Here is an 11,731-nt window from a genome sequence, read left to right as displayed (position 1 = left end):
GAAGCAGCATCTTAAGTAATGCGGCTCTGCGTTCAGGTGAATAGTACGGCACGACCAGTCTCTTTCCGCCCCCGATATGCTTTTTTTGGAAAAACCGGAGAGGCGACAACTATCCTGACACCGGGGGCCTCTGCTCAGTTTGGTGTCGCGACTGTGAAAGGCAAAGACTACAAGTTGGACAATGGACTGCAGGTAGACAGCAACGAGACCCGCTCATTGCTCGGCAAGGTCGGAATGACAGTTGGCCGCGAGGTGGTGCTGAACAATGGCGGCAAACTGCAACCCAGGCTGCACGCGGCGGTAAGTCATGAATTCGTCAACAACAATCGTGTCAGCGTGAATGACACTGACTTCAACAACGATTTGTCCAGCACCAGTCTTGAGCTGACCGCTGGCCTGAACTGGGTGCCAGCCAATAACAAATGGCAGATGTATGGTGAAATAGGGACTAGCAGGGGCAGCAAAGCTGACCAGGAGTTAGGAGGGAGTGTCGGGTTGAGCTTCAATTTCTGATCGCATCAGCATTAAAAAAAGGAAGCTTCGCAGCTTCCTTTTTCCGTAGTCATTAAGCGTTTTTTCTTTTGCTCAGGTCGGCGACAGCGACAAACTCCCCTGTGATCGGGAATTCTTCGTTGCCGTTCTCTCCACCATGGTCAAAGGCGCCGGACCAGGTGCCACTCAGTGTTTTTTCAATGTCGTCATATCTCACTGTCAGGCTCCCGCTCACAGAGATGTGCAGATCACCCGTCGCGGGATTGGAATAGTAGGTGCTTCTGACATCATCGCTATCTTCGGACAGGTCATATGTCATTGATTGGGGTTTGGAAGGGAACACAAAATCAATCGTTCGCGTCACACCATTCACCGTGTATCCAGCGCTCAGGACGTAACGCGTGCCTTCCGGGTAGGGCTTCGGCCCGAAGGTAGGCGCAGAGGTAGATCGAAACTCCATGAATTGAGGGACTTTTACAAACCTGTAGCGTGGATTGGCATCGCCGTTGATCGTGGCTGACAAATAGGTATGCGCTGAAGCCGGAAAGATTGTCGCGTAGGCACGGGCTGCATAGCTCATGAGTTTTATCTCCATACGATATGGTGGGGGACATCCAAAGACTGACCCGTCCTACTTCTGGATGTTGTATGGAAGCCTGAATACAGCACGCCTGTAAACTGTCAGTGTTGACAGTTTACAGGCGTACTTTTTTGTGATCTTTGAACGGCAGGAACCTGCCGTGTTTTTCAGCCGAACAACCCTGCTGCAATGTTGATCGAGAACCCGAGGATCGCCGTATTGAACACAAAACCGATCAACGACTGCGCCAGCACGATTTTTCGAATTTCCCGCGTCGCAACACCCACATCCGACGTTTGCACAGCCACCCCGATGGTGAACGAGAAGTACAGAAAGTCCCAATAATTGGGGGTAGTAAGTCCTTCGGAGAATCGCAGTGCCGGCTCCTTTCCATCCCAGGTGTAAAACAACCTCGCGTAGTGCACGCAGAAAATCACCCCGATCAGCAGCCATGAACCGATCACCGTCAGCGCGGTAAAACCGTAATGCATGAGTTTGCGCGTGGTTTCCAGATCCTTGCTGCCCGCCAGTTCGAAGGTGATGGTCGCCAGACTGGCCAGCGCGGCGATGCACACCACAAACAGTACCAGCCCGGCATTTTCGTCTTCGACTTCAGCAATGCGTTTGACGTCCGGGGCCTTGGCGCGCACGGTCAGCCAGAACATCAGGATCAGGTAAGTCCAGACACCGGCGTTCCAGCCGATGAGGATTTTGCTGACGATGGAATCGGCGGGGACCAGCAAACCGCTGGCGAGGCCGAGGAGGGCGGCGGCGGACAGGCGAGGGTGGGTGCGGGCGAGGAAGCGCATGAGGACTCGATGGGCCAGGGTGGTTCAGACACCTTAGCCCAGCGATGACAGTTGTGACCACAACGTTGGATGTTTGCAAAATTCCTATGGGAGCGAGCCTGCTATCAGTGGGGTTTGGTGAATCGTTGTACGAGCTTCATGACGACGACGAAGAAGACAGGTACGAAAATTACTGCGAGCGTGGCGGTGATCATCCCACCGATCACACCAGTACCGATCGCCTGTTGGCTCGCCGAGCTTGCGCCAGTGGCAATCGCGAGCGGCACCACGCCGAGAATGAATGCCAGCGAAGTCATCACGATCGGCCGCAAGCGCAAGCGAGCAGCCTGCAACGTCGCATCAATCAGATCGTGACCTTCGTCGTACAAGCTCTTGGCAAATTCGATGATCAGGATCGCGTTCTTCGCCGACAGACCGATGATGGTAATCAGACCAACCTTGAAGAACACATCATTGGGCATGCCGCGCAAGGTCACCGCCAGCACCGCGCCGAGCACGCCCAGCGGCACCACCAGCAACACCGAAGTCGGAATCGACCAGCTCTCGTACAGCGCCGCCAGGCACAGGAACACTACCAGCAGCGACAGACCGAGCAGAATCGGCGCCTGATTGCCGGACAAGCGTTCCTGCAACGACAACCCGGTCCATTCCTGACCCAGACCTTTCGGCCCCTGCGCCACCAGACGTTCAATCTCCGCCATGGCCTCACCGGTGCTGTGTCCCGGCGACGGTTCGCCGGAAATCGCAATCGCCGGATAGCCGTTGTAACGAGTCAACTGCGCCGGGCCTTGAATCCAGTTGGCCTGCACGAACGCTGACAGCGGCACCATGTGTCCGGTGTTGTTGCGTACGTGCATTTTCAGCAGATCGGCCACCTGGCTGCGTTGATCGCCTTCGGCTTGCACGACAACACGCTGCATGCGCCCCTGATTGGGGAAATCGTTGATGTAGCTGGAGCCGACGGCAGTCGACAGCACGTTGCCGATATCGGCGAACGATACGCCAAGGGCATTGGCCTGCTTGCGGTCGACCACCAACTGCACCTGCGGCGCTTCGGCCAGCGCGCTTTCTCGCACGTTCATCAGTACCGGGCTTTTCTCGGCGGCGGCGAGCAGTTCGGTGCGCGCTTGCATCAAGGTCGCATGGCCGAGGCCGCCGCGATCCTGCAAACGGAACTCGAAACCGCTGGACGTGCCGAGGCCATCCACGGGCGGTGGCAGCACCGAGAACGCCATGGCGTCCTTGATTTCAGTCAGTGCGATATTGGCGCGATCGGCAATCGAGCTGGCGGCATCATCACTGCTGCGCTGCGACCAGTCCTTCAGCGTCGAGAACGCCAAGGCTGCGTTCTGGCCGCTACCGGAGAAGCTGAAACCGAGAATCACCACCGTGTCACTGATCCCTGGCTCGCCGGCGTTATGTGCCTCAAGCTGTTCAGCCACGGCCACCGTACGATTCTTGGTCGCACCGGGCGGCAGTTGAATATCCGTGATGGTGTAGCCCTGATCTTCCACCGGCAGGAACGAGGAGGGCAGACGCGCAAAGCACAGGCCCAGTCCAACCAGCAGCACAGCGTAGATCAGCAGGTAACGGCCGCTGCGTTTCAACGCATAGCCGACCCAGCCCTGATAGCGATCAGTCAGGCGCTCGAAGCGGCGGTTGAACCAGCCGAAAAACCCGGACTTCTCGTGATGCTCACCCTTGGCAATCGGCTTGAGCAGCGTCGCGCACAATGCCGGCGTCAGGGTCAGGGCGAGGAACGCCGAGAACAGAATCGACGTCGCCATCGACAGCGAGAACTGCTGGTAAATCACCCCGACCGAGCCTTGCATGAACGCCATCGGAATAAACACCGCGACCAGCACCAGCGTGATGCCGATGATCGCGCCGGTGATCTGCGTCATCGCTTTGCGTGTGGCTTCCTTGGGCGACAGGCCTTCGGTGGCCATGATCCGCTCGACGTTCTCCACCACGACGATGGCGTCGTCCACCAGAATACCGATGGCCAAGACCATGCCGAACATTGTCAGCACGTTGATCGAGAAGCCCAGCGCCAGCATGGTCGCGAACGTGCCCATCAGCGCCACGGGCACCACCAGCGTCGGGATCAACGTGTAGCGTACGTTCTGCAGGAACAGGAACATCACCGCAAACACCAACAGCATCGCTTCGCCCAAGGTGTAAATCACTTTGGTGATCGAGACTTTGACGAACGGCGAGGTGTCGTACGGAATCTTGTATTCCACACCGGCCGGGAAGTAGCGCGACAGCTCATCCATCTTCGCCCGCACCAGGGTCGCGGTGCTCAGCGCGTTGGCCCCCGGCGACAACTGCACACCCACCGCCGTGGACGGCTTGCCGTTGAGACGCGTACCGAACTGGTATTCCTGACTGCCGATCTCGACCCGCGCGACGTCAGCGATGCGCACGGTGGAGCCGTCGGGGTTGGCCTTGAGCACGATGTCGGCGAATTCTTCAGGCGTCGACAACTGACCTCTGACCAGAATCGTTGCGGTGATTTCCTGGCTGGAAGGGTTCGGCAGATCGCCGATGCTGCCTGCCGACACCTGGGCGTTCTGCGCAACGATGGCAGCGTTGACGTCGGCCGGGGTCAGATTGAAACCGATGAGTTTCTGCGGATCGATCCAGATACGCATGGCCCGCTCGGCACCATACAGCTGAGCCTTGCCGACGCCGTCCAGGCGCTTGATCTCGTTCATCACGTTGCGCGCCAGAAAATCGCTCAGCGCCACGTCATCGAGCTTGCCGTCGCTAGACGTCAGGCTGATCAGCAACAGGAAGCCGGAGGACACTTTCTCCACCTGCAAACCCTGCTGAGTCACCGCTTGCGGCAGACGCGATTCGACGACTTTGAGGCGGTTTTGCACGTCGACCTGCGCCAGCTCCGGGTTGGTTCCCGGTTGGAACGTGGCCTTGATCGTCGCGCTACCGAGGCTGCTTTGCGATTCAAAGTAAAGAAGGTGGTCGGCGCCGTTGAGTTCTTCCTCGATCAGGCTGACCACGCTTTCATCGACGGTTTGCGCTGACGCGCCGGGGTACACGGCATAGATTTCGATTTGTGGCGGCGCGACATCGGGGTACTGCGCCACCGGCAACTGCGGGATGGCCAGTGCGCCGGCCAACAGGATGAACAGTGCAACCACCCAGGCAAACACCGGGCGATCGATAAAGAACTGCGGCATATAGAAGCGTCCTGCTTACTGACCAGAGGTCTGGGCAAGTGGAAGAGGGGTGTCGTCGATCTGTACTTTCTCGCCGGGGCGGGCGTGTTGCAGGCCTTCGATGACGATGCGGTCGCCGGGCTTGAGGCCGCCGGTGACGATCCAGCGATTGTTCTGCACCGCGCCCAGTTGCACTGGTTGCTCAGCGACGCGCATCTGCTCATCGACGGTCAGCACCTGAGCAATGCCGGCGCTGTCACGCTGCACGGCGCGTTGCGGTACGGTGATGCCGTTCGCGATGGTTGCCTGTTCCAGACGCACGCGAATGAAGCTGCCAGGCAACAGGTCGAGGTCGGGATTGGGGAATTCGCTGCGCAGGATGATCTGGCCGGTGCCCGGATCAACGGTGATGTCGCTGAACAAGAGTTTCCCCGGCAATGGATACAGACTGCCGTCATCCTGAATCAGCGTGGCCTTGACCTCGTCCTGGCCGACTTCCTGTAATTGCCCGGAGCGGAACGCGCGGCGCAATTCATTGAGCTCGCGGGTCGACTGGGTGAGGTCGGCGTAGATCGGGTTGAGTTGCTGGATCAGCGCCAAGGGGGTGGTCTCGTTCTGCCCGACCAGCGCGCCTTCGGTGACCAGCGCGCGGCCGATACGTCCGGAAATCGGCGCGGTGACGGTGGCGTAGCCGAGGTTCAGCTTCGCGCGCTCCACCGCGGCCTTGTTGGCGGCGACATCGGCGGCCGTTTGCCGGGTGTTGGCGCGGGCGTTGTCGTAGTCCTGAGCGCTGATGGCGTTGTCGTCGATCAACTGGGCGTAGCGCTGCTCCTGCAGTTTGGCCTGGAATGCATTGGCTTCCGCTTTGCGCAATGAGGCTTGAGCGCTGTCCAGATCCGCCTTGAACGGTGCCGGATCGATGCGGAACAGCACGTCGCCCTTTTTCACGTCGCTGCCTTCGCGGTAGGTGCGTTGCAGTACCACGCCGGCGACCCGGGCGCGCACCTCGGCAATACGCGGCGCGGCGATTCGACCGCTGAGTTCGCTGCTGATCGACAGGGGGTGGGCTTCGATGGTCTCGATGCGCACGGTGGCTGGCGGGGATTGTTCTTCGGCGTTCGAGGAAGAATCGCAGGCGCCCAGCGTCAGTGCTATCGCGATCAGGCCGAGACCGGCCAGCAGTTTGTTCGACATTTACCACCCCCAATATTGATGCCCGCATCCTACGGGCAGTTGCCGAGAGTAGCGGTGAAGCTTTGTAGGCGCTGTGTGAAATTGTGTAAGGGTTTTACTCAGGAATGGGCGAGGGCGTATATCCTTCAGGCCTTGAAATTTATTGCGACAGATAAACCGCTTTCGCGAGCAAACTCGCGATGAGGCCCACCCGGTCGCCACAGCACTTTCTGGAACACCCCATGCCCAACATCCTCCTGGTCGAAGACGACACCGCCCTCGCCGAACTGATTTCCAGCTACCTTGAGCGCAACGGTTATTCCGTCAGCGTCATTGGCCGTGGCGACCATGTGCGCGAGCGGGCGCGGGTCAATCCGCCGGATCTGGTGATCCTCGATCTGATGCTGCCAGGGCTCGACGGCTTGCAAGTCTGTCGTTTGCTGCGCGCCGACTCGGCGACGCTACCGATCCTGATGCTTACCGCACGCGACGACAGCCACGATCAGGTGCTGGGCCTGGAAATGGGCGCCGACGATTACGTCACCAAACCCTGTGAACCACGGGTGCTGTTGGCTCGGGTGCGCACGTTATTGCGCCGCAGCAGCCTTGGCGAGCCGTTGACGGCCAACGATCGCATCCTCATGGGTAACCTGTGCATCGACCTGTCGGAACGCACCGTGACCTGGCGCGAGCAGCCCGTCGAGTTGTCCAGCGGCGAGTACAACTTGCTGGTGGTGCTGGCGCGACACGCCGGCGAAGTGCTCAGCCGCGACCAGATTCTGCAACGTCTGCGCGGCATAGAGTTCAACGGCACTGACCGCTCCGTGGACGTGGCGATTTCCAAGTTGCGACGCAAGTTCGATGACCATGCCGGTGAGGCCCGCAAGATCAAGACCGTGTGGGGCAAGGGTTACTTGTTCAGTCGCTCTGAATGGGAATGTTGAGCTGATGTTTCGCATCCTGTTTCGTCTCTATCTGGTGACGATTGTCTCGTACAGCGCAGCGATCTATCTGGTGCCGGACCTGGTGGTCATGGCTTTCAGGGAGCGCTTCGTCACCTATAACCTTGATTTTTCCCGTGGTTTGCAAACGCTGATCACCAAACAGTTTCATGCGGTGCCCAAGGAACAATGGCCCGCTGTGGCGGCATCCATGGACAAAGATTTCCAGCCGCTGCACATCGTACTGGCGCGCATCGACGATGCCGACTTCACCGCCATTGAGCGAGAGCGATTGCAGCGCGGCGAGAACGTGGTCCGCATCGGCGACTGGGGCTGGCGTACGCTTGCCGTCACGCCGCTTGACGACACCTCTGTGGTGCAAATGGTCGTGCCCCCGGATCCACTGGACGTCAATCTGTTGTACTGGAGCATCAACGTATTGGTCGGCGCGACGTTGCTCGCCTGCCTGTTGATGTGGTTGCGCCCTCACTGGCGTGATCTGGAGCGCCTCAAAGGTACCGCTGAGCGTTTTGGTAAAGGCCATTTGAGTGAACGCACAAAAATCGCCCCGAGTTCGAACATCGGCAGCTTGGCCAATGTGTTCGACACCATGGCCGGCGACATCGAGAACCTGCTCAACCAGCAGCGCGATTTGCTCAATGCGGTCTCCCACGAATTACGCACGCCGTTGACGCGCCTGGATTTCGGCCTGGCGCTGGCGCTGTCCGACGAATTGCCAGCCACGAGCCGCGAGCGTTTGCAGGGATTGGTTGCGCACATTCGTGAGCTGGACGAGCTGGTGTTGGAGTTGCTGTCTTACAGTCGGCTGCAAAACCCGGCGCAGTTGCCCGAGCAGGTCGAGGTATCGCTGGATGAGTTCATCGACAGCATTTTGGGCAGCGTCGACGAAGAACTGGAGTCGCCGGATATCGTCATCGATGTGTTGCTGCACGGCCAGTTGGAGCGTTTTTCGCTCGATCCTCGATTGACCGCAAGGGCCATTCAGAATCTGCTGCGCAACGCCATGCGTTATTGCGAAAAGCGTATTCAGATCGGCGTGCAGGTTAGCGCTGCCGGTTGTGAGATCTGGGTGGATGACGACGGCATCGGTATTCCCGACGATGAGCGTGAGCGGGTTTTCGAACCGTTCTATCGGCTCGATCGCAGCCGAGATCGGGCCACAGGTGGCTTCGGCCTTGGGCTGGCGATCAGTCGCCGCGCACTGGAAGCGCAGGGCGGCACATTGACCGTCCAGACTTCGCCGTTGGGTGGGGCGCGATTCCGCCTGTGGCTACCCACCAACGCCTGATCATCAAATGCCTGTAGGCGCTGCGTGCTGCAGCTCCTACCGTTCATAACAGGTCGGTCGATTGAATCAACCCGACGCCGGCGCCTTTCATGCGATCCATCGCCGACGCCAGTGATCCATCCAGATCAATCGCCCGGCAGGCATCCAGCACCACAAAAGTATTGAACCCCGCCGCCCGCGCATCCAGTGCCGAGAACATCACGCAAAAATCCAGCGCCAGGCCCACCATGTACACCGTATCGATACCGCGCTCTTTCAGATAACCGGACAAACCCGTGGTGGTGCGCCGGTCTGCCTCGAGAAACGCTGAATAACTGTCGATGTCCGGATTGCAGCCCTTGCGGATGATCAATTGGGCGTGGGGCAGGTCCAGTTCCGGGTGGAAGTCGGCACCGGGTGTGGCTTGCACACAATGGTCGGGCCACAGTGTCTGCTCACCGTAAGGCAGTTCAATGACCTCGAAGGGTTGATGGCCAGGATGGCTGGAGGCGAACGAGACATGACCCTTCGGGTGCCAGTCCTGGGCAATGACGACCTGTTTGAAACTGCCGGCAATGCGATTGATCAGCGGTACAATCCGGCCGCCTTCAGGCACCGGCAAGTGACCGCCGGGGATGAAGTCGTTTTGAACGTCGATCACCAGTAACGCAGTGCGAGACGAAATCGGCATCGGTTAAATACTCCTTGGAAGATGACTTTCCAGCATAGAAGCGGTTTTTCTCATACCGCTAAACGACTTCTCAACAAATTTGCTTTGTCTTCCAGTCCTGCGCTACTTTCGCGGCCGATCAGCATCCACGCATGTTCTTGCTCGGTCCAAAACACCACGTTCATCTCATGTCGACGTTCATGTGCCAGCGGCCGGGCGCCGCTGTTCGAACGCGTGGCACACAGCGCCAGCGGCCCATGTTCCGCATCCAGATAAACGATCTGCGCAATCGGTACACCGTCGTACTCAAGCATTTGTGCGTGTTTGAGTTCAGCGCCGGGCAGTTTCAACGCGGCTGGCGAAAGGCTCAGACCAAGCCTTGCATCAATACTGCGCAACTGCGCGCGTTGTGAGGCCTCATCAGTGGGCAAGTGCTCCAGCGTCTGCACCACGTAAAGCGCCATATAGTCGCCGACCACACGGCGCCAGTTATGCGCTTGCTGCGCCTGCCAGCCGAGAAACAAACGATCCGCCAGCACGCCACCGGCGACCAGTGCAGCGGCTGCCGCGCCGGTAAACCAGCGTCGGCTCAGCCCTGGCTTTTGCGGCGAAGCAATGGCGTCGAGCCGCGCTTGCAGTCGATCCAGTGGCGCCTGTTGCGCCAGTTCATCGTAAGCATTCCTGAACGGCAGGCTGCTGCGGCTCAGCCACTGCACGCGCAGGTTGAGCAACGGATCGTCGGCGATGGCGTGGTCGAGTTGGCGGCGATAATCCGGGTCGAGTTCATCGTCCAGATACGCCACCAGTTGCTCATCCGAAGGTGTGTTCACGAGCGGTCTCCTTCGGTGGTTTTCGGCACTGATTGCAACGGCGGGTATTCGGCGAGTTTCAGGCGTGCGGTCGCCAGGCGGCTCATCACCGTGCCGATTGGCACTTGTAGAATCTCGGCGACTTCGCGATACGACAGGCCTTCGACGTAGGCCAGATATACCGTCTCGCGCTGGGTTTCCGGCAACGCATCAACCCGGCGGATCACCTGCGCCGCCATGACGTGAGTCTGCGCTGCGTACTCGCCATCGAACGCCAATCGCCCATCGGCATCGACCTGACCCGAACCCTGACGCACACGTCGGGCGCGCACGTCGTTAAGCCAGATCGAATGCAGAATGCTCAGCAGCCAGCGATCCATCCGCGTGCCGGTCACGTACTGCGCAGAACGCTCAAGCGCCCGCACGCATGTGGCCTGCACGAGATCCTCGGCCACATGCCGATTGCGCGACAGCAACAAACCGTAACGCCACAATCGCGCCAGGTGCTGCCCGAGTTCTGTTCTGAATGCCTGATCGCTGACGATGATCGCCTCCGCTAGTTGATGCTCAGGTTTTCGATGAATCGTTGATGGCTTCAGCCAAGTCCTGGTACTCCTCGCAAGACGTGCCGCAAATCGATTTGATCTGCTGCAACTGTTCCTGCGCCAGATCGACGCGACCTTTGATCACATAGGCCTCGCCGAGGTATTCGCGCACTTGCGCGTAGTGCGGATCGAGTTTCACCGATTGCAGGTAATAGCCAATACCTTCATCGGTACGGCCCAGTTTGCGTGTGGCGTAACCGCGATAGTTCAGAGCCTTGGCGGTGTTCGGTTGTTGCAGGGTGTCGAGCAGCGCCAGTGCTTCCTCGTAGCGACCGTCCTTGGCGAGACGATAGGCGTAATCGGTACGATCGGCGTCGGGCAACAGGCTGCTGGTTTGCAACACACACTTCTGCGTTTTGCTGTCCCGGACCTGGCCTTTGGGGCATTCGGGCTTCTTGACCGGCTCGCCCTCATCGCCATTGGCAAACGCCAAATGGCTGGACAGGGCTGCGGCCAGCAGCAACGGGGCGGCGAACATAACGGAACGGATAGTCATGGGCAAGGCTCCACAGAGGGTTGTGTCTGACTTTGAACACCACAGAGCGAAATTTTATTCATTGCTTTGTCAGTGACTGTTCAAGGCAGGCCTGAATTCGGGCGCTATGCTTATGGGTATCTGCCGTTGATCCGAAGCTTTGGCGCAGGAGAGTTGCCAGGAAAGATCAGGGCCATCACTGCGCCGCAAGCGGCAAGTCAGTGAATGGCTGACCGCGACGGCGGGCCTTGATGGGCATAACACCGCAATTGACACTGAAACCTTTGGGAATTGCCCGCGAACGCTGATTGAGCATCAACACCAAATCCGGTTCAGCTCAGTTGAGCCGCCTCGTCAATTTTCTTCCGCTCCCGAACCCCACGAACCACCAAATACGATAAAGGCCCAACGGACACGAAAACCGCCGTCAACAGCAAGTAAGGCACCACCGACCAACCTGACTGCCCACGGGCCTTGGCATCCTTGACCATCCAGACGCCGGCCAGTGTCGCCAGCAGGTACAAATCAATCACCACCTGCGCGGTATCGGGGCGCGACATCAGGCTGATCCCGAAGTCGATCAACGACTGTTCAGCCTGAAGCATCACCGAAACCGTATAACCGGTAAACGCGAGCAAAGCGGTGAGAGGCAGGGCGATAGACATCATGCGTTCGTTCCTTGAAGTGATGAGTGCAATCGACAGCCT

Annotated in this window: 12 protein-coding genes; 3 read left to right on the top strand and 9 right to left on the bottom strand. The window is 59.0% G+C overall.

Annotated elements, in window-relative coordinates:
- The first annotated feature begins 111 nt into the window (after nucleotides 1-111).
- On the top strand, nucleotides 112-513 hold the full coding sequence (locus AACY11_RS09715; RefSeq protein WP_445261978.1) for an autotransporter outer membrane beta-barrel domain-containing protein: 402 nt from the start codon (nucleotides 112-114) through the stop codon (nucleotides 511-513).
- Between the two features lie 52 nt (nucleotides 514-565).
- Here AACY11_RS09715 and AACY11_RS09710 read toward each other — a convergent pair whose 3' ends face one another.
- The 4 genes from AACY11_RS09710 to AACY11_RS09695 form a co-directional block, all read right to left on the bottom strand.
- Nucleotides 566-1,072: a hypothetical protein gene (locus tag AACY11_RS09710; RefSeq protein WP_339494548.1), complete on the bottom strand. Its 507-nt coding sequence runs from the start codon at nucleotides 1,070-1,072 to the stop codon at nucleotides 566-568.
- A gap of 167 nt (nucleotides 1,073-1,239) precedes the next feature.
- Nucleotides 1,240-1,881, bottom strand: coding sequence for a DUF1345 domain-containing protein (locus tag AACY11_RS09705; RefSeq protein WP_339466523.1), 642 nt, complete (start codon nucleotides 1,879-1,881; stop codon nucleotides 1,240-1,242).
- A 104-nt stretch (nucleotides 1,882-1,985) separates the two neighbouring features.
- Nucleotides 1,986-5,084, bottom strand: coding sequence for an efflux RND transporter permease subunit (locus tag AACY11_RS09700; protein WP_339494546.1), 3,099 nt, complete (start codon nucleotides 5,082-5,084; stop codon nucleotides 1,986-1,988).
- Nucleotides 5,085-5,099: 15 nt separating this feature from the next.
- The gene (locus AACY11_RS09695) at nucleotides 5,100-6,257 is read right to left on the bottom strand and encodes an efflux RND transporter periplasmic adaptor subunit (protein ID WP_339494545.1); all 1,158 of its coding nucleotides are present in this window, start codon (nucleotides 6,255-6,257) and stop codon (nucleotides 5,100-5,102) included.
- Between the two features lie 221 nt (nucleotides 6,258-6,478).
- Between AACY11_RS09695 and AACY11_RS09690 the strand changes: the two genes are divergently transcribed.
- Both AACY11_RS09690 and AACY11_RS09685 read left to right on the top strand, forming a co-directional pair.
- The gene (locus tag AACY11_RS09690; RefSeq protein WP_122607702.1) at nucleotides 6,479-7,180 is read left to right on the top strand and encodes a response regulator transcription factor; all 702 of its coding nucleotides are present in this window, start codon (nucleotides 6,479-6,481) and stop codon (nucleotides 7,178-7,180) included.
- 4 nt (nucleotides 7,181-7,184) lie between these two features.
- Nucleotides 7,185-8,486, top strand: a complete 1,302-nt coding sequence (locus tag AACY11_RS09685) for an ATP-binding protein (protein ID WP_339466518.1) — start codon at nucleotides 7,185-7,187, stop codon at nucleotides 8,484-8,486.
- 43 nt (nucleotides 8,487-8,529) lie between these two features.
- On the opposite strand, the gene pncA is transcribed toward AACY11_RS09685, so the two are convergent.
- From pncA to AACY11_RS09660, 5 genes are all read right to left on the bottom strand, one after another.
- On the bottom strand, nucleotides 8,530-9,156 hold the full coding sequence (gene pncA, locus AACY11_RS09680; RefSeq protein ID WP_339494544.1) for a bifunctional nicotinamidase/pyrazinamidase: 627 nt from the start codon (nucleotides 9,154-9,156) through the stop codon (nucleotides 8,530-8,532).
- Nucleotides 9,157-9,206: 50 nt separating this feature from the next.
- Nucleotides 9,207-9,965: a transcriptional regulator gene (locus AACY11_RS09675; protein WP_339494542.1), complete on the bottom strand. Its 759-nt coding sequence runs from the start codon at nucleotides 9,963-9,965 to the stop codon at nucleotides 9,207-9,209.
- Nucleotides 9,962-10,492 carry an RNA polymerase sigma factor gene (locus tag AACY11_RS09670; protein WP_401161038.1) on the bottom strand — a complete coding sequence of 177 codons (531 nt, stop codon included), beginning with the start codon at nucleotides 10,490-10,492 and terminating at the stop codon, nucleotides 9,962-9,964. The genes AACY11_RS09675 and AACY11_RS09670 overlap by 4 nt, the downstream gene beginning before the upstream one ends.
- 19 nt (nucleotides 10,493-10,511) lie before the next feature.
- Complete coding sequence (locus tag AACY11_RS09665) at nucleotides 10,512-11,045, bottom strand: tetratricopeptide repeat protein (RefSeq protein WP_339466515.1); 534 nt, start codon at nucleotides 11,043-11,045, stop codon at nucleotides 10,512-10,514.
- A gap of 311 nt (nucleotides 11,046-11,356) precedes the next feature.
- Nucleotides 11,357-11,692, bottom strand: a complete 336-nt coding sequence (locus AACY11_RS09660) for a DUF2834 domain-containing protein (protein WP_339494540.1) — start codon at nucleotides 11,690-11,692, stop codon at nucleotides 11,357-11,359.
- Nucleotides 11,693-11,731 lie beyond the last annotated feature (39 nt).

Origin of the sequence: Pseudomonas sp. RA_105y_Pfl2_P56 (assembly GCF_963970845.1) — a bacterium.
Taxonomy (GTDB): domain Bacteria; phylum Pseudomonadota; class Gammaproteobacteria; order Pseudomonadales; family Pseudomonadaceae; genus Aquipseudomonas; species Aquipseudomonas baetica_A.
The sequence above is the reverse complement of the archived record's forward strand: the minus strand, read 5'-3'. Positions and strand labels throughout refer to the sequence as shown.